Origin of the sequence: Zoogloea dura (assembly GCF_012927165.1) — a bacterium.
Lineage (GTDB): Bacteria > Pseudomonadota > Gammaproteobacteria > Burkholderiales > Rhodocyclaceae > Zoogloea > Zoogloea dura.
Genome location: NZ_JABBGA010000008.1, coordinates 171,454 through 194,237, shown reverse-complemented (window position 1 = coordinate 194,237; position 22,784 = coordinate 171,454). Strand labels below are relative to the sequence as shown.

At 68.6% G+C, this 22,784-nt stretch carries 22 protein-coding genes and 1 riboswitch; of the genes, 14 read left to right on the top strand and 8 right to left on the bottom strand.

What is annotated here, in order from left to right:
- Positions 1–11: 11 nt before the first annotated feature.
- Positions 12–1,274 carry an AmpG family muropeptide MFS transporter gene (locus HHL15_RS12360; RefSeq protein ID WP_169146074.1) on the bottom strand — a complete coding sequence of 421 codons (1,263 nt, stop codon included), beginning with the start codon at positions 1,272–1,274 and terminating at the stop codon, positions 12–14.
- A gap of 112 nt (positions 1,275–1,386) precedes the next feature.
- On the opposite strand from HHL15_RS12360, the gene HHL15_RS12355 reads away from it, so the two are divergent.
- Complete coding sequence (locus tag HHL15_RS12355) at positions 1,387–1,701, top strand: hypothetical protein (RefSeq protein ID WP_169146073.1); 315 nt, start codon at positions 1,387–1,389, stop codon at positions 1,699–1,701.
- Between the two features lie 46 nt (positions 1,702–1,747).
- Complete coding sequence (locus HHL15_RS12350) at positions 1,748–2,236, top strand: methyltransferase family protein (protein ID WP_169146072.1); 489 nt, start codon at positions 1,748–1,750, stop codon at positions 2,234–2,236.
- A gap of 24 nt (positions 2,237–2,260) precedes the next feature.
- On the opposite strand, the gene HHL15_RS12345 is transcribed toward HHL15_RS12350, so the two are convergent.
- Positions 2,261–3,199: a diguanylate cyclase domain-containing protein gene (locus HHL15_RS12345; protein ID WP_169146071.1), complete on the bottom strand. Its 939-nt coding sequence runs from the start codon at positions 3,197–3,199 to the stop codon at positions 2,261–2,263.
- A gap of 148 nt (positions 3,200–3,347) precedes the next feature.
- Here HHL15_RS12345 and HHL15_RS12340 point away from each other — a divergent pair, with 148 nt between their 5' ends.
- From HHL15_RS12340 to HHL15_RS12330, 3 genes are read left to right on the top strand one after another with little or no spacing between them, the layout of a single operon-like run.
- Complete coding sequence (locus HHL15_RS12340; RefSeq protein WP_169146070.1) at positions 3,348–3,932, top strand: cytochrome c oxidase subunit 3 family protein; 585 nt, start codon at positions 3,348–3,350, stop codon at positions 3,930–3,932.
- A 3-nt stretch (positions 3,933–3,935) separates the two neighbouring features.
- Positions 3,936–4,196, top strand: a complete 261-nt coding sequence (locus HHL15_RS12335; RefSeq protein ID WP_169146069.1) for a cytochrome C oxidase subunit IV family protein — start codon at positions 3,936–3,938, stop codon at positions 4,194–4,196.
- Positions 4,193–5,002: a CbbQ/NirQ/NorQ/GpvN family protein gene (locus HHL15_RS12330; RefSeq protein ID WP_169146068.1), complete on the top strand. Its 810-nt coding sequence runs from the start codon at positions 4,193–4,195 to the stop codon at positions 5,000–5,002. The genes HHL15_RS12335 and HHL15_RS12330 overlap by 4 nt, the downstream gene beginning before the upstream one ends.
- Before the next feature lie 1,165 nt (positions 5,003–6,167).
- On the opposite strand, the gene HHL15_RS12325 is transcribed toward HHL15_RS12330, so the two are convergent.
- The 4 genes from HHL15_RS12325 to HHL15_RS12310 all read right to left on the bottom strand — a co-directional run bounded on the left by HHL15_RS12325 (position 6,168) and on the right by HHL15_RS12310 (position 11,828).
- Positions 6,168–7,046 carry a PA4780 family RIO1-like protein kinase gene (locus HHL15_RS12325; protein WP_169146067.1) on the bottom strand — a complete coding sequence of 293 codons (879 nt, stop codon included), beginning with the start codon at positions 7,044–7,046 and terminating at the stop codon, positions 6,168–6,170.
- 188 nt (positions 7,047–7,234) lie between these two features.
- Complete coding sequence (gene arfB, locus HHL15_RS12320) at positions 7,235–7,633, bottom strand: alternative ribosome rescue aminoacyl-tRNA hydrolase ArfB (RefSeq protein WP_169146066.1); 399 nt, start codon at positions 7,631–7,633, stop codon at positions 7,235–7,237.
- Positions 7,634–7,661: 28 nt separating this feature from the next.
- Positions 7,662–11,381 carry a methionine synthase gene (gene metH / locus HHL15_RS12315; protein WP_169146065.1) on the bottom strand — a complete coding sequence of 1,240 codons (3,720 nt, stop codon included), beginning with the start codon at positions 11,379–11,381 and terminating at the stop codon, positions 7,662–7,664.
- A gap of 87 nt (positions 11,382–11,468) precedes the next feature.
- A riboswitch (S-adenosyl-L-homocysteine riboswitch) is annotated at positions 11,469–11,539 on the bottom strand.
- Positions 11,540–11,576: 37 nt separating this feature from the next.
- On the bottom strand, positions 11,577–11,828 hold the full coding sequence (locus tag HHL15_RS12310; RefSeq protein WP_169146064.1) for an oxidoreductase-like domain-containing protein: 252 nt from the start codon (positions 11,826–11,828) through the stop codon (positions 11,577–11,579).
- 161 nt (positions 11,829–11,989) lie between these two features.
- On the opposite strand from HHL15_RS12310, the gene HHL15_RS12305 reads away from it, so the two are divergent.
- The 9 genes from HHL15_RS12305 to HHL15_RS12265 all read left to right on the top strand — a co-directional run bounded on the left by HHL15_RS12305 (position 11,990) and on the right by HHL15_RS12265 (position 21,028).
- The gene (locus tag HHL15_RS12305; protein WP_169146063.1) at positions 11,990–13,291 is read left to right on the top strand and encodes a DUF805 domain-containing protein; all 1,302 of its coding nucleotides are present in this window, start codon (positions 11,990–11,992) and stop codon (positions 13,289–13,291) included.
- 2 nt (positions 13,292–13,293) lie between these two features.
- Positions 13,294–13,905 (top strand): CDP-alcohol phosphatidyltransferase family protein, encoded by a 612-nt coding sequence (locus tag HHL15_RS12300; protein ID WP_169146062.1) that lies wholly within the window; start codon positions 13,294–13,296, stop codon positions 13,903–13,905.
- Between the two features lie 10 nt (positions 13,906–13,915).
- Complete coding sequence (locus HHL15_RS12295) at positions 13,916–15,673, top strand: bifunctional alpha/beta hydrolase/class I SAM-dependent methyltransferase (RefSeq protein ID WP_169146061.1); 1,758 nt, start codon at positions 13,916–13,918, stop codon at positions 15,671–15,673.
- Positions 15,670–17,007 carry a phosphatase PAP2/dual specificity phosphatase family protein gene (locus HHL15_RS12290; protein WP_328825032.1) on the top strand — a complete coding sequence of 446 codons (1,338 nt, stop codon included), beginning with the start codon at positions 15,670–15,672 and terminating at the stop codon, positions 17,005–17,007. Before HHL15_RS12295 ends, HHL15_RS12290 begins: the two co-directional genes overlap by 4 nt.
- Entirely contained in the window at positions 16,994–17,461 is a 468-nt protein-coding gene (locus tag HHL15_RS12285; protein WP_169146059.1) for a hypothetical protein, read from the top strand. Before HHL15_RS12290 ends, HHL15_RS12285 begins: the two co-directional genes overlap by 14 nt.
- Entirely contained in the window at positions 17,461–18,084 is a 624-nt protein-coding gene (locus tag HHL15_RS12280) for a lysophospholipid acyltransferase family protein (RefSeq protein ID WP_169146058.1), read from the top strand. The genes HHL15_RS12285 and HHL15_RS12280 overlap by 1 nt, the downstream gene beginning before the upstream one ends.
- 4 nt (positions 18,085–18,088) lie before the next feature.
- On the top strand, positions 18,089–19,033 hold the full coding sequence (locus HHL15_RS12275) for a phosphatidate cytidylyltransferase (protein ID WP_169146057.1): 945 nt from the start codon (positions 18,089–18,091) through the stop codon (positions 19,031–19,033).
- Positions 19,030–20,463, top strand: a complete 1,434-nt coding sequence (locus HHL15_RS12270) for a bifunctional aminoglycoside phosphotransferase/ATP-binding protein (protein WP_169146056.1) — start codon at positions 19,030–19,032, stop codon at positions 20,461–20,463. Before HHL15_RS12275 ends, HHL15_RS12270 begins: the two co-directional genes overlap by 4 nt.
- Before the next feature lie 76 nt (positions 20,464–20,539).
- Positions 20,540–21,028 (top strand): hypothetical protein, encoded by a 489-nt coding sequence (locus HHL15_RS12265; protein ID WP_169146055.1) that lies wholly within the window; start codon positions 20,540–20,542, stop codon positions 21,026–21,028.
- Between the two features lie 44 nt (positions 21,029–21,072).
- Here the strand turns inward: HHL15_RS12265 and HHL15_RS12260 are convergent, their stop codons facing one another.
- Positions 21,073–21,384 carry a hypothetical protein gene (locus HHL15_RS12260; RefSeq protein WP_169146054.1) on the bottom strand — a complete coding sequence of 104 codons (312 nt, stop codon included), beginning with the start codon at positions 21,382–21,384 and terminating at the stop codon, positions 21,073–21,075.
- 38 nt (positions 21,385–21,422) lie between these two features.
- Positions 21,423–22,592: an ammonium transporter gene (locus HHL15_RS12255; protein WP_206198738.1), complete on the bottom strand. Its 1,170-nt coding sequence runs from the start codon at positions 22,590–22,592 to the stop codon at positions 21,423–21,425.
- Positions 22,593–22,784 lie beyond the last annotated feature (192 nt).

The following is a 22,784-nucleotide window of genomic DNA, read 5'->3' as shown; positions in this document are numbered from 1 at the left end:
GGAAAGCAGGATCAGGAGGCCGACTCCCGCGGCGCATGCCACGGCGCAACCTTGACGAGGAGCAGCATGCCGGGCACCGCCAGCACACCGCACAGCATGAAGAAATCGAACCAGCCCAGGAACTCCACCAGCCATCCGGCGGAGGCGTTGATGAAGGTGCGCGGCACCGCCATCAGGCTGGTGAACAGGGCCAGTTGGGTCGCCGTATAGGCCGGGTGGGTTGTGCGCGCCATGTAGGCAACGAAGGCCGTGGTGCCCAGCCCGACGCCCAGCGCCTCCAGGCCGATCACCCCGGCCAGCACGGCCAGCCGTGCCGTGTCGGACTCACCGGGCCCCAGCCAGGCCAGCCAGGCAAAGCCGTAGATTGCCAGCCACTGCACCACGCCGAAGACCCACAGGGCCCGGTTGATACCCAGGCGGATCATCCACAAGCCGCCCAGCAGGCCACCGATCACGCTGGGCCACAGGCCTGCGTTCTTGGCTACCAGGCCGATCTCCGTCTTGGTGAAGCCCATGTCCAGGTAGAAGGGCGTCGCCAGGGCCGTGCACAGGGAGTCACCCAGCTTGTAGAGGAAGATGAAGGACAGCACGACCAGCGCCGAGCGCATGCCATGACGCCCAAAGAACTCCCGGAAGGGCTCCACCACCGCGTCCCGCAGCGTCCGCGGCGCCCCGGCGGCCACCACCGGCTCGCGAACCATCAGGGTCATCGCCAGGCCCGGCGCCATGAACAGGGCCGTCACCAGGAAGACCTGCGACCACGGCAGATGGTCGGCCAGCACCAGGGACAGGGAACCGGGCACCAGCCCGGCCAGCTTGTAGGCGTTCACGTGGATCGCGTTGCCGATGCCCAGCTCGATATCCGGCAGCAGCTCCCGCCGGTAGGCGTCCAGCACGATGTCCTGGGTGGCCGAGAGAAAGGCGATCAGCGCCGTCAGGCCCACCACCAGGCCGAGCTCGGCGGTGGGCGACAAGGTGCCCAGCCAGGCGATCGCCGCCAGCAGCAGCAGCTGGGTCAGCCCCATCCAGCCCCGCCGCCGGCCCAGCAAGGGCAAGGCGTAGCGGTCGAGGAAAGGCGACCAGACGAACTTCCAGGTGTAGGGAAACTGGATCAGTGCAAAGGCCCCGATGGCCTTCAGGGACAGCCCCTCGGTCTTCAACCAGGCGGGCACCAGGTTGAGCAGCAGGTAAAGGGGCAGGCCCGATGAGAATCCGGTCAGCACGCAGATCAGCATGCGACGGTTGGCGAGGGCACGCCAGGGAGATGCAGTCATGGGAGACAGTCGATGAAACAACCGGGGGATGATAACAATCGGTTACTTGATTCCAGCCGCCCGGCACCGAAAAATGCAGGCATCAGGGTGAAAAAAACAAGAGGAGACCAGTATGTACCACATCAGCGTCGTCTTCCGGGCAGACCGGGAGTACGAGTTCAACCTGCACCCCCAGGACGTGGCCGGGCTGAGCAAGGAATCCGCCCGCGAGTGGCTGCAGGAGGAGTTCGACGAACTCGAATGCACGCCCAGCAACCCGGTGGGCAAGGTACTGATACTCGACGTGATCCTCAATGTGGCCAAGTACGGCGGGGAAGCCCGCTTCGCCCAGGGTGGCGACTGGGCCCGGCGCTTTGCGAGCTGCGTGGCCGTCGTGCTCGACCGCCCGACGGTACGCATCGACGTACCGGGCTTCGTGGTGGGATGAAACCCGGCGTGCTTCCGGGGCGCCCCCCGCGGAAGTCATCGCAGCGATGAGCAGACACCCTTGGTGGCTGGGCCGGCGTGGGGAAGGCTATGTCGCCCTGCAGGCGGTGCTGCTGGCCCTGCTCCTGTTCGGCCCCCGTCACCTGGCCGGTCTGCCCGCCTGGCCGGCCTGGAGCCTGTGGCCGGCACAGCTGGCGGGCATCGCCCTGCTGGCCGCCGGGCTGGCGCTTGCATTGGCAGCCGCCCTGCGCCTGGGCCGCGGGCTCACCCCGCTGCCCCACCCCCGGGACGACTGCACGCTGGTCACCACGGGCCCCTATGCCCTGGTGCGCCACCCCATCTACAGCGGCATCCTGCTGGCCGCCTTCGGCTGGGGATGCTTCGTGCAGGGCAGCCTGACCCTGCTGTGGGCCCTCACCCTGCTGGTCTTTTTCGACATCAAGTCGCGCCGCGAGGAAGCCTGGCTGATGGCGCGTTTCCCCGACTACGCAGCCTATCGACAGCGGGTCAGGAAGCTGCTGCCCTTCATCTACTGAGACTCCGCTCCGGACAGGCGCGCATCACCCCATCTCGAAGCGGTTGCGGCCGTTCTGCTTGGCCACGTAGAGGTTGCCGTCGGCTCGCCGGAACAAGGGCACCAGCTTGCCCTCGGCGCGCTCGGCAAAAGCCCCGCCGATCGACACCGTGACCTTGCCCCAGCCGGCATTCTGCTCGTGGGGAATCTCCAGGCGGCGCACCGCCTCCACCGCCACGCCAGCCACCCGCGCCAGTCCGTCGGCACTGACGCCCGGCAGGATCAGAGCAAACTCCTCACCACCGTAGCGGGCCGCAAAAGCCTCGCTGGTCAGGCCCAGGCTGTTCGCCTTGGCCGCGACGTCCGCCAGGCTGGTGGCAATGGCCCGCAGGCAGTCATCGCCAGCCAGGTGGCCATAGTGATCGTTGTACTTCTTGAAGTTGTCCACGTCGAGCATCAGCAAGCCCATGGAGCTCCCCTGGGCGAGGGCCGCGGCCCACTGGCGGTCGAGCCGGGCATCCATGGCGCGCCGGTTGGGAATGCCGGTCAGGCCGTCATGGCTGGCCAGCGCCTCCAGCTTGCGGTTGGCGCGGGACAATTCGGCGCGCAGGGCCGCAATGCGCGCCATGGCCTTCATCTTGGCCTCGAGCACCGCCTCGGGCACCGACTTGGCGATGAAGTCGTCGCCACCCGCATCAATGGCGGTGATCAGGTTCTCATGGGTATCCGACGCGGTCAGGAAGATGATCGGAGTCCACGCCCAGTCCTGGCGGGCTTCCAGGACACGGATCTGCTGGGCGGCCTGGAAGCCGTTCATCACCGGCATCTCGATGTCCATCAGCACCAGGTCGGGCTGCGAATCGCGGAAGCGCTCCAGGGCCGACACCCCGTCGTCCGCCATGACCAGCTCGTGGCCGATCGCCGAGAGCCTTGCCCCTATCACCGCCGCCACCGCCCGGGAGTCGTCCACCAGCAAGATCCGCATCGTTTCCATGTGCCCAGGGTTATTACTAAAGGCATAGTAACGCGATAAAACCCCAGAACTTTAACGGTCTTTTACAGATTCAATCGCGGCATCGGAAAATTGGGACAGATCAAGGCTTCGGCGCGCCTCAAGCAGGACACTGGCTGCCATGGCCGAGCTAACACTTCCCTCCCAACGCAGCAGCGCACCGCCTGGCGACCTGGCCATCTGGGTCTTCATCCTGGCCGAGCTGCTCGCCTTCGGCGTGTTCTTCGCCGCCTACGCCTTCGGCCGCGCCCACAACGTGGCGCTCTTCAACGAGATGCAGGCCACCCTCGACCGGCAGGCCGGCGCCATCAACACCGTGCTGCTGATCACCGCCAGCGCCTGCGTGGCCCGTGCGGTGGAGGCGGTCGGGCGGGCCAGGCAGGTCAGCGGGGCCCGCTGGCTGCTCGCCGGCATCTTCTGTGGCGGCGGCTTCCTGGTCGTGAAGGGAGCGGAATACGCCGATAAATTCTCCGCGGGCATCAACCTGTCGACCAACACTTTCTACATGTTCTACCTGTCGCTGACCTTCTTCCATTTCATGCACGTGATCCTCGGCCTGGTGATCCTGATCGCCCTGTGGTTCAAGACCCGCCAGGGTGCTTACGGCCCGGCGGACATGAATGGCATAGAGAGCGGCGCGGCCTACTGGCACATGGTGGACCTGGTGTGGATCGTCCTCTTTCCGCTGGTCTACGTGATGCGCTGAACCATGGACATACGCCGCCTCAATACCGTCTGGGTCATCCTGATGCTCGCCACCGGCGCCACCTGGGAAGTTGGCGAGCAGGGCTTCGCCGGGCAGCTGGCGATGGCCTTGCTGCTGGTCCTCAGCTTCGTCAAGGGGCGCCTGGTGGTGCTCGATTTCATGGGCCTGCGGCGTGCCGGCCTTATGTGGCGCAGCCTGCTGATCGGCTGGCTGCTCCTTGTCTCGGCGCTGATCGCCATTGCCTACCGGATCGCCCAAACATGAACGCTCCCCACACTCACGTCACGCCCCTCGACACCCCCTTCTACGAAGCAGCCGGCAACGAGATCGAGATCTTCGAGCAGGCCTGGAAGAACCGCCTGCCCCTGCTCATCAAGGGCCCCACCGGGGTCGGCAAGACCCGCTTCGTGGCCCACATGGCGGCGCGCCTGGGGCTGCCCCTGTACACGGTGGCGTGCCACGACGACCTGACCGCCGCCGATCTGGTGGGCCGTCACCTGCTGGGCGACGGCCAGACCACCTGGTGCGACGGCCCGCTGACCCGCGCCGTACGTGAAGGCGGCATCTGCTACCTGGATGAAGTGGTGGAAGCCCGCCGCGACACCACGGTGGTGATCCACCCCCTGGCCGACGACCGCCGCACCCTGCCCATCGAACGCACCGGCGAAGTGCTGCATGCCCCCGAGCGCTTCATGCTGGTGATGTCCTACAACCCGGGCTACCAGAACTTCCTGAAGGGCCTCAAACCGTCGACCCGGCAGCGCTTCGTGAGCCTGCGCTTCGACTTCCCCGAAGCCGGCCGCGAAGAGGCCATCCTGCTCGGCGAGACCGGCTGCGAGCCGATGCTGGCGACCCAGCTGGTGTCCATTGCCCGGCGCCTGCGCAGCCTGAAGGACGTGGACCTCGAAGAAGTGGTGTCCACCCGCCTGCTGGTCTACGCGGCCAAGCTGGTGAAGGTGGGCCTCGACCCGGTGGAGGCCTGCCGCTCGGCCCTGGTGGAAAGCCTCACCGACGACGTGGAAGTGGCCGATGCCCTGCTCGAGGTAGTGAAGGCGACCTTCGGGCGTTAGAACAAGAATTCGGGCAGGCCCTCCCGCCAGCGGCGGAAAGATGTCTCGCAGCGGCTGCGAGATGACTTTTTAGCGCTGCGAGACGTATCGCAATCGTTGCCAGTGCCGAGGCAGGCGCCGCGAGGGAGGTGCCTGCTTTGCCGAGTGCGGCCCCGGAGCGGCCTGCTGCTGTGCCGCAGAAGAGGTTGCAGCGCCGTTGATCCGCTTTTGGGGCGGCTTCAGGCGCTTTTTTGTGCCTTTGTCTGGTCGGCTTTCCTTTTTTCCACGTTGGATTGGCCGGGATTTCGCCCCGGCGGGCGACCTCCTTTCTTGCTTCGCCAAGAAAGGAGGCAAAGAAGGCGACCCGCCTCCCCGGTCATTCGCTTACGCGAATGACTCCCCTGCGCTGCTCACGCCAGGCGGCCGGCGCGGAACTCGCCCTGCGGGCTCAGACAGCCGCGCCGGACTACCCCGCCTGCCGTTCCGCTGCTCGGCGGGTCGGGACGGGCTTTTCGCAAACACCGCGCGTTTGCTGAAGCCTTGGTTGGCTTTCACGGGAAAAGCAAAACCCCAGCGTCTCACACCCACCGGCTCTTCCGTAGAGGCTCGGTGTTTGCTGAAAGCCCGTTCTGACCCGCCGAGCAGCGCAGCAGCGGGCGGGGCTTTCCGGCGCGGCTGTTTGAGGAGGCGCAGCCGACGAGTTCCGCGCCGGCCGCCCGATGCGAGCAGCGCAGGGGAGTCGTCCGCTACGCGGACGACCGGGGAAGCCGGGTCGCCTTTCTTTCCCCCTTTCTTTGGCGACGCAAAGAAAGGGGTCGCCCGCCGGGGCGAATTCCCGGCCAATCCAACGTAAAACAACGGAAAACCGACCCGCAGCCCAAAATCCGCCTCAAACACAAAATTACTGACACTCCCACTGCAAGGGATGGCGCGGGCGCAGAAGGATCTGCGGCAAAGGCAGCGTGCCCTATCGTACATGCCGGATGGCGGCTTCCGCGATGAGAGCACGCCGGCTGCCGAGCTTGCCCAAGGTCCTCACAATCGCCTGCTCGTGCACGTCAAGGCCCGTGCAGCGTTTGAACTCCTGGCGAATTTGATCCAGGGGCGCCGTTCAATCCGACGCCATGATCGTGACAAGATGCACCGAATCTTCGGCTTGGATCTTCGCCGGGCGCCCCGCTCTGGCTCAGACCTCGTCCGGCGGCGGCAGCCCTTCGTTGGCGGCGCGCAGCCGGCCGACCTGGCGCGCCTCTTCCTCGGCCTGGGCGGCATCGATCACCTGGATCACCTCGTCCAGGTTCACTTCGACCTCGGCCTCCTCGAAACGCCCGGTCAGCGGGCTGTCCGGATGCAGGGCCCCGTTCTCGTAGAGGGTCCAGATCTCCGGACCATAGCGGGTGGCCAGCAACTCGGGGGCAAACTGGCCGAAATAGGCGCTCAGGTTGTCCACGTCCCGCTCCAGCATGCGCCGGGCGTTGTTGTTGGCCGCCGCATCCACCGCCTGGGGCAGGTCGATGATCACCGGGCCGGCGGCATCCACCAGCACGTTGTACTCGGACAGGTCGCCATGGACGATGCCGGCGCACAGCATGCGCACCACCTGGCGGATCAGCTCGGCGTGGAAGCGCAGGGCATCCTCGGCGCTCAAGGCCAGGTCGTTGAGGCGCGGGGCAGGCTCTCCGTCCTCGTCCGCCACCAGCTCCATCAGCAGCACACCCTCATGAAACTGGTAGGGCGTGGGCACCCGCACGCCGGCTGCGGCCAGGCGGCGCAGGGCATCCACCTCGGCATGCTGCCAGGCCGCTTCCTGCTCCTCGCGGCCATAGCGGGAGCGCTTGGCCATGGCCCGGGCCTGGCGGCTGTTCTTGACCTTGCGGCCTTCGGTGTAATCCACGGCGGTGTGGAAGCCGCGCTTGTTGGCCTCCTTGTAGACCTTGGCGCAGCGGATCTCGTCGCCGCACTGGACGACGTAGACCATGGCCTCCTTGCCGCTCATGAGCTGGCGCAGCACGCTGTCCACCAGGCCATCGACGACCAGGGGTTCGATCCGGGCGGGCGTCTTCATGCGCTCACCTGCTGCGGGTGAAGCTTGCCCTGCGTGTGGCGGAAGAAGTGCTCAAGGAAGGCGCCATTGCCGGCGATGAAGCGTTGGTTTTGCATGGGAGAGGCCCCGGACGGGGCAGGAAAAAGGGAGACTGCGCGGCCCGTATCGGGACCGGCACGTGCGGGGGATGGATTATCCCCTACTTGAGGCTAGTCCACCCGCCGGCGGGCGGCCTTGATGGCGCCGTGGCGGGCCTTGCCCTCGAGGCGGCGGGTCACCGAGCCACGGGTCGGACGGGTCGGCCGCCGGGTCTTGGGCACATGGGCGGCCCGGTCGATGAGTTCCTGCAGGCGCAGCACCGCCTCCTGGCGGTTCTTCTCGAGGCTGCGGAAGGTCTGGGCCTTGATGACGATCACGCCATCCTTGCTGATGCGCTGGTCGCCCAGCTGGAGCAGGCGCTCGCGCACGGCCTCGGGCATCGACGAGGCCTTGATGTCAAAGCGCAGATGCACCGCCGACGATACCTTGTTCACGTTCTGCCCACCCGCGCCCTGGGCGCGGATGGGGATGAAGGTGATCTCGTCTTCGGGAACCTGCCAGGGCGTCATGATCGTAACCCGCCCAGCCGGAGCCCGTTCAGAGCAGCGGGGCGAGCCACTTGCGGGCTTCGTCCACCGTCATGCCGGTACGGCGGGCCCAGTCTTCCAGCTGATCCTGGCTGATCTTGCTGACCGCGAAGTAGTGGCTGTCCGGATGCGAGAAATAGAAGCCGCTGACCGCCGCCGCCGGGGTCATCGCAAAGCTCTCGGTGAGGGCCATGCCGGTGTGGGCGGGAGCATCGAGAAGCTTGAACAGATCGCCCTTGACGGTGTGGTCCGGACAGGCCGGGTAGCCGGGCGCCGGGCGGATGCCCCGGTAGGCTTCCTTGACCAGTTCCTCGCAGCTCAGGGTTTCGGTCGCCGCGTAGGCCCAGGCTTCCTTGCGCACCTTGGCGTGCAGCCATTCGGCGGCGGCCTCGGCGAAGCGGTCGGCGAGGGCCTTGAGCATGATCGCGTGGTAGTCGTCATGGGTCCGCTCGTAGGCGGCCAGGCGGCCCTCGATGCCGAGGCCGGCGGTCACCGCGAAGGCCCCCACGTAGTCGGCCACGCCCGAGTCCTTGCCGGCCACGAAGTCGGCCAGGCAGTAGTTGGGCTTGCCGGCCGGGCGCTCGTGCTGCTGGCGCAGGCCGCGCCAGCTCATCAGCACCTGGCTGCGCGACTCGTCGGCATAGATCTCGATGTCGTCACCCACCGCGTTGGCCGGGAACAGGCCGAACACAGCGCGGGCCTTGACCCACGGGTTGGTGTCCTGCTCGGCGACCATGCGGGCCAGCATGACCTCGGCGTCGGACTTCAGCTCGCGGGCGGTTTCACCAACCACGTCGTCCTGCAGGATGTCCGGGTAGCGGCCGGCCAGGTCCCAGGTCTGGAAGAAGGGGCCCCAGTCGATGTAATCGACAAGCTCGGCCAGGTCGATGTCGAAAGCCTGCACACCGAGCTGGGCCGGCACGGCCGGCACATAGGCGGGGTCGGCGTTCCACTTGTAGGCGTTGGCCCGGGCCGTTGCCAGGCTGACCATCGCCACGCCCTTCTTGCCGGCGTGCTGGACACGGATCTTCTCGTAGTCGGCGGCCACCTCGGCGGCATAGGCCTGGCTCTGCCCTTCGGACAGCAGGCTGGTCACCACGCCGACGGCGCGGGAGGCGTCGGGCACGTAGATCACCGGCTGGTCGTAGTGGGGGGCGATCTTGATCGCCGTGTGGGCGCGGCTGGTGGTGGCGCCGCCGATCAGCAGGGGCACGTCGAAGCCCTGACGCTTCATCTCGGCGGCCACGTGGCTCATCTCCTCCAGGGAAGGAGTGATCAGGCCCGACAGGCCGATGGCCTGGGCCCCATGCTCGCGGGCGGCGGCGAGGATCTTGTCGCAGGGCACCATCACGCCCAGGTCGACGATGTCGTAGCCGTTGCAGCCCAGCACCACGCCGACGATGTTCTTGCCGATGTCGTGCACGTCGCCCTTCACCGTGGCGATGACGATCTTGCCCTTGCTGGTGGCGCCGGTGCGCAGCTTTTCGGCCTCGATGTAGGGAATCAGGTGGGCTACCGCCTGCTTCATCACGCGGGCCGACTTGACCACCTGGGGCAGGAACATCTTGCCTGCGCCGAAGAGGTCGCCGACGACGTTCATGCCGGCCATCAACGGGCCTTCGATCACCGCCAGGGGCGGCTTGCCTTCGGCTTCCAGCTTGGCCCGGACTTCCTCGGTGTCGGCCACCACGAAGTCGGTGATGCCCTTCACCAGCGCGTGGCTGAGCCGCGCCTCGACGGATTGTTCGCGCCAGGAGAGGTCGGGGCCGGCATCCTTGGCCTTGCCCTCCTTCACGGTCTGGGCAAACTCCACCAGGGCCTCGCCCGCTCCAGGGTGGCGGTTGAGCACCACGTCCTCGACCTTGTGCCGCAGCTCGGCCTCCAGGTCGTCGTACACGCCGAGCATGCCGGCATTGACGATGCCCATGCTCATGCCGGCCTTGATGGCGTGGTACAGGAAGACGGTGTGGATGGCCTCGCGCACCGCGTCGTTGCCGCGGAAGCTGAAGGACACGTTGGAGACACCGCCGCTGATCTTGGCGTAGGGCAGGTTGACCCTGATCCAGGCCACCGCGTTGATGAAGTCCACGGCGTAGTTGTCGTGTTCCTCAATGCCGGTGGCAATGGCAAAGATGTTCGGGTCGAAGATGATGTCTTCGGGCGGAAAGCCGGCGCCGCCCTGCTCCGGCGACGCCGTGAGGAGGTCGTAGGCGCGCTTGCAGATCTCGGTCTTGCGGGCGAAGGTGTCGGCCTGGCCCTTCTCGTCGAAGGCCATCACGATCACCGCCGCGCCGTACTGGCGGCACAGGCGGGCCTGGCGCAGGAACTCGGCCTCGCCCTCCTTCATGGAGATGGAGTTGACCACGCCCTTGCCCTGGATGCATTTGAGGCCGGCCTCGATGACGCTCCACTTGGACGAGTCGAGCATGATGGGCACCCGCGAGATGTCCGGCTCGGAGGCGATCAGCTTGAGGAACTTCTCCATCGCCGCCATGGAATCGAGCATCGCCTCGTCCATGTTGATGTCGATGACCTGGGCGCCGTTCTCCACCTGCTGGCGGGCCACCGCCAGGGCGTCGTCGAAGCGGCCTTCCAGGATCATCCGGGCAAAAGCGCGGGAGCCGGTCACGTTGGTGCGCTCACCGACGTTCACGAACAGCGAGTCGGCCCCCACGTTGAAGGGCTCCAGGCCGGACAGGCGCAGCTTCTTCTCGACATCCGGCACCGTGCGCGGGGTGACCAGCGACACCGCCTCGGCAATGGCCTTGATGTGGGCCGGCGAGGTGCCGCAGCACCCGCCGACGATATTCACCAGGCCGCTGCGGGCCCACTCGACGATCTCCGCTGCCAGCTCCTCGGGCGTTTCATCGTAGCCGGTGGGCGACAGGGGGTTGGGCAGGCCGGCATTGGGGTGGGCCGACACGAAGGTGTTGCAGACGGTGGACAGCTCGTCCACATACTGGCGCAGCTCCCTGGCGCCCAGCGCGCAGTTGAGGCCGAAGCTGATCGGCTGCGAGTGGGACAGGGAGTTCCAGAAGGCCTCGGCAGTCTGCCCCGACAGGGTGCGGCCGGAGGCGTCGGTGATGGTGCCGGAGATCATCACCGGCAGGCGACGGCCCAGGTCGGTGAAGAGCTTCTCGACCGCAAACACCGCCGCCTTGGCGTTGAGGGTGTCGAAGATGGTCTCGATCAGCAGGATGTCCGACCCGCCTTCCATCAGGCCGCGGGCGGAATCGTAGTAGTCGTCCACCAGGGCGTCGAAACTGATGTTGCGGAAGCCCGGGTCGTTCACATCCGGCGAGATCGACAGGGTGCGGGACGTGGGGCCCAGCACGCCGGCACAGAAGCGCGGCTTGGCCGGGTTGGCGGCGGTGAACTCGTCGCACAGCTGGCGCACCAGGCGGGCGCCCTCCACGTTGAGCTCGTAGGCCAGGTCGGACAGGTGGTAGTCGGCCTGGGACACGCGGGTGGCGTTGAAGGTGCAGGTCTCGATGATGTCCGCACCGGCCTCGAGGTAGGCCCGGTGAATGCCGCCGACCACGTCGGGGCGGGTCAGCACCAGCAGGTCGTTGTTGCCCTTGAGGTCCTTGGGGTGATCGGCAAAGCGCGCGCCCCGGTAGTCGGCCTCGCCCAGCTTGTGCTGCTGGATCATGGTGCCCATCGCACCGTCCAGGATCAGGATGCGGTGGGTGAGCAGGGACTGGAGTTCGGGCGTGCGGTCGGCTTGCATGGATCTACCTCTGGATGCGGGTGAACACAGCCGGCAGGCGCCTCGGACGCTTCACAAAAGCGAACGGCGCGGCAAACCCGGCTGGAAGGTTTGCGAGCGCCGTTGTTGGTTGCCGAGCCTGGCCCGCATTTTCACGGGTCGCAACGCTCCTCGACAAGGCACGGATTTTACGGGGTTTTCAGGTGCGCTGCCAAGTCAGGCCGCGGCATTTCCGGCCAGCCCGGCCAGCAGTTCCCGGGCGTCATCCTTCCACCACCCCAGGGCCGCGTAGAAGCCCTCCCAGACGCAGCCGTTGCAGCCCCGCCCGCAACAGGTGGTGGGCGCCGGCGGCGGATTGCGGTGGCTCAGTCCGGCGTCGGCCAGCAGGCCCCGGATCACGGCGATCTGCGCCTCGGCCTCGGCCAGGTCGCGCGCTCGGGTGAGGGGGAAGCAGACGGGCTGGGACATGGTGCGTTCTCCGGTGGGGCGACGACGATAGCACCGCCGGCGGGGCAGGTGAAGCGGCACGCGTGATCCGCCACGACCCGCAGCCCGCCGTCATTGCCGCGACACCGGGGGCCCCTTAGAATGCCGTTCGCACCCCTTCCACCCTTTCCCGGAAGCCTCCCGTGACGACCACCCACGAGATCCTGTTTTTCGGCGAAGTCCTGCCGGGCCATGATCCTGCCACCACCCGCGCCGCCCTCCAGGGCCTGCTCAAATGCCCGGCCGACACCCTGGACCGTGTCTTCTCCGGCGAGCGGGTCACGCTCCGCAAGGGCCTCGCCACCTGGCAGGCCGAGCACTACCTGAGCACCCTCACCGGCATCGGCCTGAAGGTGGTGGTGGAGCCGCCGCTGCCTGAGATGGCCGCCGCCGGGTCCGCGCCCCCCCTCGCTCCCCCCGCCGCCGCCCCGAAACACGCCGGCGGCGCCGAAAGCCCCGTGCCACCCTCGCCGGTGCCGGCCGAAGACAAGGCCGCCACCATCACCTGCCCGGCCTGCGGAGAACAGCAGCCTCCCCGCACCCTGTGCCGGGCCTGCTCCATCGACATGCCCCGCTACACAGCCGCCGCCCAGGCCATGGCCAGCGAGCGCACTGCGCCGGCCGCCGCGCTGCGGCAGTCCCCCTTACCCGATGACGAAGCCAGCGGCGACACACCGCTGTTCGGTTTCGGCCTGGACGGGCGCTTCGGCCGCAGCGCCTACCTGCAGAGCGCCTTCCTGGGCTTCGCCGCCGCCATGCTGCTGATGCCCGTCATGCTGTTCCTTGGCATGCCGGGCATCCTGCTCGGCCTGGCCCTGCTGCTGATGCTGGCGGTGTGGGGCGTGCGCGCCAGCGTGCTGCGCTGCCACGACCTGGGTTTCAAGGGCTGGTGGTCCCTCGCCACCCTGATCCCGGTGGTCGGCTTCATCGCCGGGCTCGCCCTGCTCCTGGTGCCTGGCCAGAAAGAGCACAACGCCTGGGGCCCGCGCCGCCGCCCGGTGGGCATCCCGGCCCTGGCCGGCGCCCTGGTGGTGGCAGTGGCAGGCGCCGGCGTGATGGCCCGCTTCACCCCCGACGGCCTGCCCGACCCCAGCCGGATCGCCGGGCTGGCATCCACGCAACAGGGCGACGAGGCGGCCTTCATGGCACGCTACGATGCCCATCGCGACCGGATCGTCATGTATTCCCTGACCACCTGCGGCTACTGCACCGAGAAGCGCCGCCAGTTCGAACACATGGGCGTCCGCTTCACGGAGTACATGATCGACGAGGACTCCGCCGCCGAGGACAGGCTCAACGCCCACTTGCAGCGGGCCGGCATCACCGGCGCGATCGGCACCCCCATCCTTGAGGTGAACGGCCAGATCCTGCCCAACAATCCGAGCCTGTCGATCCTCGCCCATCACCTCTACGGCCGGGGGCAGGCCCAGGCCAAGACCTTGTGACGATGATCAGCATCTACCAGCTCAAGCCCCGCTTCCAGGCCCTGCTGCGCCCCCTCGTGGCGCGCTTCGCCGCAGCCGGCGTCACGGCCAACCAGGTGACCCTGGCGGCGATGGCCGTGTCCCTCGCGCTGGGCGCCTGGCTGTTCCTCCACCCCGAGGCCACCACGGCCTTCCTGCTGCTGCCCCTGTGGATGTTCCTGCGCATGGCCTTCAACGCTGTCGACGGCATGCTGGCCCGGGAATTCGGCCAGCAGTCGGCGCTGGGGGCCTACCTCAACGAACTCTCCGACGTCATCTCCGACGCCGCCCTGTACCTGCCCTTCGTGTGGGTAGCGCCCTTCTCCTGGGCCGACGTGGGCGCCCTGATCTTCCTCTCCGCGGTGTCCGAGATGGCCGGCGCCCTCGGCCCCATGGTCGGTGCCCCGCGCCGCTACGACGGCCCCATGGGCAAGAGCGACCGGGCCTTCCTGTTCGGCGCCCTCGGCCTGTGGCTGGGCCTGGCCGGCAGCCTGCCCGGCTGGACGGCGTGGATCCTGCCGGTCGCTGCGGCGGCCATCCTGCTCAATATCCATAACCGTATCCGCGGCGGCGTGGCCCAGGCCCGTCCGCGCTGAAAGGCGCTTCATGTCGAGCCCCCGAGCCGTTTCGGAACACCACTTCACGACCCACGACGGGGTCTCCCTGTTCTACCGCCACTGGCCGGCCACCCAGCCGTCCCGCGGCGCCGTGGTGATGTTCCACCGGGGCCACGAACACTCCGGGCGGCTGGTCCACCTGGTGGACGAACTGGATCTGCCCGGTTTCGACTTCTTCGCCTGGGACGCCCGCGGCCACGGCCTGTCCCCCGGCGAGCGGGGCTGGTCGCCCAGCTTCGGCACCTCGGTGCGGGACGTGCAAACCTTTGTCGAGCACATCCGCGACGCCCACGGCATCGCGCTGGCCGACATGGCCGTGCTGGCCCAGAGCGTGGGGGCCGTGCTGGTATCCACCTGGGCCCACGACTACGCGCCGCCGGTACGCTGCCTGGTGCTCGCCTCACCGGCCTTCAGGGTCAAGCTCTACGTGCCCTTCGCGCGGCCCGGGCTGACCCTGCTGCAGAAGCTGCGCGGCAACTTCTTCGTCAATAGCTACGTGAAGGCGAAGTTCCTCACCCACGACCCGGTACGCCAGGCCTCCTACGACAGCGACCCGCTGATCGCCCGGGCCATCTCGGTGAACATCCTGCTCGGCCTCTACGAGGCAGCGGAGCGGGTGGTCGCCGACGCCCAGGCCATCACCCTGCCCACCCAGCTGCTGATCTCCGGCGCCGACTGGGTCGTTCATCACGGCCCCCAGCATGCCTTCTTCGAGCGGCTGGGCTCAACCGTCAAGGAAAAGCACGTCCTCGACGGCTTCTACCACGATACCCTCGGCGAGAAGGACCGGGCGCCAGCCCTGGCCCGCATCCATGACTTCATCCTGCGCCGCTTCGCCGAGCCCGCCAGCCGCCCCGACCTGCGCAACGCGGACCAGCACGGCCCGAGCCGCGACGAGGCCGAGGCGCTGTCCCGCCCGCTGCCGGCCCTCAGCCCGCGGGGCCTCTACTGGTCGGCTTACCGGGCCAGCCTGAAACTGGGCGGCCTGCTGTCCGAAGGGGTGGCCCTGGGGCACCGCACCGGCTTCGACTCCGGCAGCACCCTCGACTACGTCTATCGCAACACCCCGGCGGGCGCCGGCCCCATCGGCCGGGCCATCGACCGCAACTACCTGGATGCGATCGGCTGGCGCGGCATCCGCCAGCGCAAGCTGCACCTTGAGGAACTGCTGCGTCTGGCCCTCCAGCGCCTGCAGCAGGAAGGCCGCCCCCAGCGGGTCCTCGACATCGCCGCCGGCCATGGCCGCTACGTGCTGGAAGCCCTCGAAGGCGCCCCCCGCCGGCCCGACTCCATCCTGCTGCGCGACTTCAGCGACATCAATGTGCGCGACGGCGCCGCCCTGATCCGCGCCAAAGGCCTGCAGGACACCGCCCGTTTCGAAAAGGGCGACGCCTTCGACCAGGCCTCAGTGGCGGCCGTGTCGCCGCGGCCGACCGTCGGCATCGTCTCCGGGCTGTACGAACTCTTTCCCGACAACGGCATGGTGCGCCGCTCCCTGGCCGGCATGGCACAGGCCGTCGAGCCCGGTGGCTACCTGCTGTACACGGGTCAGCCCTGGCATCCCCAGCTGGAGCTGATCGCCCGCGCCCTGACCAGCTACCGGGGTGGCGAGGCCTGGGTGATGCGCCGGCGCAGCCAGGCCGAAATGGACCAGCTGGTGGACGAGGCCGGTTTCGACAAGCTCACCCAGCGCATCGACGAATGGGGCATTTTCACCGTGTCCCTGGCACGACGGCGGCCGACGTGAGCAAGGACACAGCGCCTGCGGAGACCCTGCCCTGGCGGCGGGGCGTGGCCTGGCTGCTGTTCCTCGGGCCTTTCTTCTTCCTGAGCTACGGCTTCGCCAACGCCATGGCCGCCCGCTGGCAGGTGAGCGACGCGGTGGTCTTCGGCTGGGAGCGGCACATCCCCTTCATGCCCTGGACCATCCTGCCCTACTGGTCCATCGACCTGTTCTACGGCCTGTCCTTCCTGCTCTGCCGCAACACCCTGCAGGTGGATCGCCACGCCCTGCGCCTGCTCACCGCCCAGCTCGTGTCGGTGGCCTGCTTCCTGCTGTTCCCGCTGCGCTTCAGCTTCGCCCGGCCGGTCACCGACGGTCTCTTCGGCGGCCTCTTCGAGGCCCTGGCGAGCTTCGACCAGCCCTACAACCAGGCGCCATCGCTACACATCAGCCTGCTGGTGATCCTGTGGGTGCGCTTCGCTGCGGCCAGCCGGGGCGGGCTGCGCCTGGCCGTGCATGTATGGGCCGTACTGATCGCCGTGTCGGTGCTCACCACCTACCAGCACCACTTCATCGACCTGCCCAGCGGCGCGCTGGTCGGCCTGCTGTGCCTGTGGCTGTGGCCCGATGCGGGGTCGACGCCCTTCGCCACTGCTGGGCGGGCATCGCCCGCGGCCCGGCGCCTGGCCGGCCGCTACCTGCTGGGCGCCGTGGCCTGCGGCGGCCTCGCCGGACTCCTCGGGGACGGCGCCCTGTGGCTGCTCTGGCCGGCCACCGCGCTGGGCCTGGTGGCGCTCAACTACGCCTGGCTCGGCCCCGCCGGCTTTCAGAAACGCGATGGCCGGCACAGCCTGGGGGCCGCCCTGCTGCTGGCCCCCTACACCCTCGGCGCCTGGCTCAATTCACGCCTGTGGACGCGCCGCCGCCCCGCCCCCGACCTGATCGTCGACGGCATCTGGCTGGGCCGCATGCCCGACGCCCGCGACATGGCGGCCGGCGGCTTCCGCGCCCTGCTCGACCTCACTGCCGAGCTGCCAGCCCCCCGCGGCTCCTGGCGCTATGCCGGGCTGCCCTGGCTCGACCTGCTGCCGCCCACGACAGCGCAGCTCGAGCAGGCAGCCACCCAGCTCGAGGCCCTGCATGCCCACGGTGGGCCAGTTCTGGTGTGCTGCGCCCTGGGCTACTCGCGCAGCGCCAGCGCGGTGGCGGCCTGGCTGCTGATCAGTGGCCGCGCCGCCAGCGTCGAAGCCGCCGAAGCGCTGCTGCGGCGAGGCCGGCCGGGCATCGTCCTCGGGCCAGCCCATCGCCAGGCCCTGGCCGGCTTGTCGTCCCCCCTGGAGACCCATGGTGGCGCCTGATACCCGCCAGGCGGTAGCCACCGCCCACCTGGCCGCCGCCACCCTGGCCCAGGCCCGCAGCTGCAGCCGCCTCGCCGGTGGCCTGCTGCTCCTCGGCGTCGCCAGTCTGCTCTTGCCGCCGGCCGGCCTGGCCGGCACCCTGCTGACGGCCCTCGCCATCGGCGCCGGTCTGGCGCAGCACTACTACGCCCTGCGCTGCGACCTGGACGCCCGTCTCTTCGCCACCTGGGCCGCGCAATGGGGACGGCCCGACGGCTCCCCTGACGCAGACCTGGCCGCCTTCGACCAGGCCCTCGGCACGCTCTTCGGCAAGTCCCCGCCGCCACGTCCGCTTGAGGAGCGGGCCCGGGCCGCCCTGCGCCTGTTCCGTCATCAACTCGTCGCACTGCTCGTCGAGCTTGCGGCTATCCTTGGCGCCGTGGCCTGGCGCCTGCTCCAGGCAGGAATGAACTGATGTCCCTCGACCGCCTCCTCGGCTCCCTGCTGTGCGGCTTCGCCCGCCTGCTCACCGGCGTCCGCGCCCTGTGGCTGGGCTGCGAGCCGGCGCCGCGCACCCGGGTGTATTTCGCCAACCACCGCAGCCACGGGGATTTCGTGCTGATCTGGGCCTCGCTGCCTCCAGCCCTGCGCCGCCGGACCCGCCCGGTGGCCGGCGCCGATTACTGGCTGACCACGCCGCTGCGCCGCTTTCTGATCGAGAGGGTCTTCAACGGCGTGTGCATCGACCGCCGCCCAGAACGCCACGGCCCCAACCCGGTGGAACAGATGGGCACGGCCCTGGCCGCCGGCGAGTCCCTGATCCTCTTTCCCGAGGGCACCCGCAACATGGGCGAGGGCCTGCTGCCCTTCAAGAGCGGCCTGCACCACCTGGCCCGTGCCCACCCCGAAGCCGAGCTGGTACCGGTTTGGATCGAGAACCTCGGCCGGGTGATGCCCAAGGGCAGCCTGATCCCGGTGCCCCTGCTGTGCACCCTGAGCTTCGGCCCGCCCCTCGTCCCCGTTGAGGGTGAAAGCCGCGACGCCTTCCTGACCCGCGCCCGGGCCGCACTGCTCGACCTCGCCCCGCCCACCGACTGACGCCATGAACGCCTCCTCCGACCTCTTCACCGTCTTTGCCGGGATCTTCGGGCTGCTGGCGGTCTTCAGCCTGATCGGCGCCGGCCTCAAGTGGCGCATCTCGCCCGGCGCCCCCCACGGCGTCATCGACAACCTCAACGCCCGCATCAAGGCCTGGTGGGCCATGATCGCCCTGATCGGCGCAGCCATCTGGCTCGGCAAGGGCGGCGTGATCGCGCTGTTCGCCTTCATCTCCTTCCAGTGCCTGCGGGAGTTCATCTCCCTCACCCACACCCGCATCGGCGACCACCGCGCCCTGCTGTGGAGCTTCTTCGTCTTCCTGCCGGCCCAGTACATCCTGATCGGCATCGACTGGTACGGGCTGTTCTCCATCCTGATCCCGGTCTATGCCTTCCTGCTGCTGCCCATTTCCGCTTCCCTGGGAGCCGACACCACGCGCTTCCTGGAGCGGGCTGCCAAGGTCCAGTGGGGGCTGATGATCTGCGTGTACTGCCTGTCTCACGTGCCGGCCCTGCTCACCCTGGATATCGACGGCTACGCCGGGCGCAACATGCTGCTGATCGTCTTCCTGGTGCTCACCGTGCAGTCCAGCGACGTGTTCCAGTACGTGTGGGGCAAGCTCATCGGCAAGCGCAAGGTGTCGCCGGCGATTTCCCCGTCGAAGACCGTCGAGGGCCTGGTGGGCGGGGTGCTCACCTCCACCGCGGTGGGCGCCGCCCTGTGGTGGATCACCCCCTTCACGGTACTGGAGGCCGCGCTGATCGCCCTGGTCATCAACGTGATGGGCTTCTTCGGCGGCTTTGTCCTGTCGGCCATCAAGCGCGACCGGGGTGTCAAGGACTGGGGCTCGATGATCGAGGGGCACGGCGGCATGCTCGACCGGGTGGATTCGATCAGCTTCTCGGCGCCCATCTTCTTCCACATCGTCCGTTACTGGTGGGTCGCATGAGCACACCCCTGCCCGACTGGCTGGAACGCTTCCGGGCGCGGCTCGGCGCGGAGGTCGTCGAGACGCACATTTCCTGGCTCCTGCTGGCCGACGGCTTCGCCTGGAAGATCAAGAAGCCGCTCAGCCTGCCCTTCCTCGACTACAGCACCCCGGCCAAGCGCCACTTCAACTGCACCGAGGAGCTGCGCCTGAACCGGGTCTTCGCCCCCGACCTCTACCTGGGCCTGGAGCCGGTGGACGACAGCGGCGAATGGGCCGTGAAGATGCGCCGCTTCGACGAGGGCCAGCGCCTGGACCATGTCTGCGAGCGCGGCGCCCTGAGCCCCGCCCACCTGAGTGGCCTGGCCCGGGTGGTCCACGCCTTCCAGCGCCAGGCCCCGGTGGCCGGGCCGGCCAGCCCCTTCGGCGAACCCGGGGAGGTCATGGGGCCGGCCATGGACAACTTCACCGCCCTGCTCAGCCTCGCCCCCGCCGCAAGCAACCGCCTGGACTGCCTGGCCGGCTGGACCCGCAACGAGTTCGCGCGCCTGCGCGACAGCTTCGCGGCGCGCAAGGCCCAGGGCCGCATCCGCGAGGGCCACGGCGATCTGCACCTGGGCAACCTGGTGCTGCTGGGCGGGCAGGTCACCCCCTTCGACTGCATCGAATTCAACGACAGCCTGCGCTGGATCGACGTGGCCTCGGAGCTGGCCTTCACCTGGATGGACCTGCTCGACCGGGGCCGCCCCGACCTGGCCGGCTGGCTGCTCAACGAATGGCTGAGTGAATCGGGGGATTACGAGGCCGTGCCGGTGCTGCGCTTTTACGCGGTGTACAAGGCGATGGTGCGCGCCAAGGTGGCTGCCCTGTCCGGCGACCCGGCCGGCCTGGAGCGCTATCTGGCGCTGGCCGAACACCTGACCTGCCCGCCGCCGCCCCGCCTGGTGATCACCTACGGTCTGTCCGGCTCGGGCAAGACCACCCACAGCCGCCAGTTGCTGACGGCCGATCCCCGGGCGGCCACCCTGTGCTTGCGCTCCGACGTGGAGCGCAAGCGCCTGCACGGCCTGGCCCCGCTGGCCCGCAGCGACAGCTCGCCGGGGGCCAGCATCTATACGCCGGACGCCACCCGCCGCACCTTCTCCCGGCTGGCCCGGCAGACCGCCATGATCCTCGACGCGGGCTGGTCCTTGATCATCGACGCGGCCTTCCTGAAGCGGGCGGAGCGGGACGACTTCCACACCCTGGCGGCCAACCATGGCGCCAGCTTTGCCATACTGGCCTGCACGGCACCTTTTGAAACTCTCGCCGAGCGCCTCGAGAAACGGCGTGGCGACGCCTCCGAAGCCACCGTGGCGGTCCTTGAAAAACAGCTCGAGTGGATCGAGCCGCTGACGCCCGCCGAGCTGCAGCATGTACTGCCCTGGCCCCCGGCGGATGCCGCGACCTGACATTACCTGCGCGGAAGAGGGCCCGATTGAGGCATCATTGCACGCCTTGAGGATCAACCGGCACGAAGGCCCCACCATGTACCCGACCAACGATATCGACGCCCAGTTGCTGCTGGCCACCCTGATTGCCTCCAAAAGGCGGCCTGCCGAGCTGGTCGAGATCGTGGCCGCCGCCGATGTGCTGGGCTGCCCGGTCACCTCGGGCAACCTGTGGGCGGAGTCCTTCCGGCGCTTTGCCACCCACGGCCTGATCGTCGCGGCCGAGGGCGGCTATGCCCTGACCCCGGCGGGCCAGGCCCTCGGTGAAAAGCTCCCCAAGAAGGCCGACACCAGCGAGCGGGTCTTCCTGGTCCGGGAACGCCTGTCGGCCTATATGCCGGCCGAGAAGAGCCCGTCGGTGCCGATGAGCACGGAGCAGTTCGAGGAAGCCATGGCCGCGCATGCCGTGGCCGCCAAGCAGGGCGGCAAGAACCTGCTGATGCCCAAGCCCAAGGTGGACGAGGACGCCCAGCGTGGCCGCGGCCCCGGCCGGCGCCCCTTTGGTGCCAACCGGCGCCGCGGCTGAACCCTCCGCAGGTCCGCCCCCCCAGGCGGCATGGTGTCGGAGCCTCAGCGCAGGGAGCCCACGTAACGCTCGGTGGGATGGGTCGCCTTGGGACGTGCGGCGCGCAACCTGTCGAGCAGGCCCGGTCCGGCCACCTCCAGCTCCGGCGGCGCTTCGTCCAGCTCCATGGCGGTCCGCAGGCGGGCGCACAGCTCGGCCAGCTCCGGGTGTCCCGTGGCCAGCGCCAGTTGCAGCACCTCCCGGGCGTAGTCCTTGTTCACCCGCATGTACTCCACGTCGGTGATGCGGTTGGTCACCCGCCGCAGCAACAGGTGGATGCGTCCAAGCAGGCCGTAGATGACGGAATCGGATTCCATGGAAGCTCCTTCAGGTTCGGAATGCGGAAGGCGACCGGTCAGGCGACCGCTTCGCCGTGTTCGACGAGATCCAGCCCGTCCGTTTCGGTGCTCTCGCTGACGCGCAGCCCGACCATCCGGTTCACCAGGATCAGGATGGCGAGGGTCATCATGCCGCTGTAAACCACGGTGGCCCCGACACCCGCCAGCTGAGCCAGGATGTCGCCATGCGCGCCGCCGACCGCCGGGTTTGCCAGCCAGCCGGTCAGCACGGCCCCGAGAATGCCGCCGACCCCGTGAATGCCAAAGGCATCCAGCGCATCGTCGCAGCGGAGCAGGCGTTTCAGGGAGGTGGCGCCCAGGTAGCAGCCCACCCCGGCCACCAGGCCGATGAGCAAAGCGGAGCTCGGCGTCACGAAGCCGGAGGCCGGGGTGATGGCAACCAGCCCCCCCACCGCGCCGGACACCAGACCGAGGGCGCTGGGGCGGCCGCGCGACAACCATTCGGCGCCCGTCCAGGCCACCGCGGCGGTGGCCGCCGCCAGCTGGGTGACCAGCATCGCCATGCCGGCGCGTCCGTCGGCAGCCAGCGCAGAGCCGGCATTGAAGCCGAACCAGCCGATCCACAACAGGGCCGCACCAGCCAGGGTCAGGGCCAGGTTGTAGGGCGTCATCGCCTGACGGCCATAGCCGCTGCGCGGCCCGATGTAGAGGGCGCAGACCAGGCCGGCCACCCCCGCATTGACATGCACTACCGTCCCACCTGCGAAGTCCAGCGCCCCCAGGCGGGCCAGCCAGCCCTCGGGCGCCCACACCCAGTGGGCCACCGGGGCATACACCAGCACCGACCACAAGGCCGCGAACAGCAGCACGGCGGGGAAGCGCATGCGCTCGGCGAAGGCCCCCGGCACCAGGGCCGTGGTGATGATCGCGAAGCTGAGCTGGAACATGGCGAACACGGATTCGGGAATCGCATGGGCCGCATCACCGCTCAAGGAGTCCACGCCGAGGCCGCCCAGGAACAGGCGATCCAGCCCGCCGACAAAGCCGGAGCCCGGCCGCAGGGCCAGGCTGTAGCCCAGGGCGCACCAGGTGAGGGTCACCACCGCGGCAATGGAAAAGGTCTGGGTCATGGTGGCCAGCACGTTCTTCTGGCGCACCATGCCGCCGTAGAACAGGGCCAGCCCCGGCAGTGTCATCAACATCACAAGGGCCGTCGCCACCAGCATCCAGGCCGTATGACCCGCATCGGGCCCACTGCTGCCCTGGGCATGGGCGCCCAAAGGAAGCGCCAACAGAAGAAGGGGCAGGTATCGGGAAGGGCGTCTGGCACAGCTTGCCGGCATGAAAGTCCTCAATGGCACATCGCCTGGTCAGGCGGATGTGCACATGCAGCAAATCTTGTGCCGATCGTGGTGTGG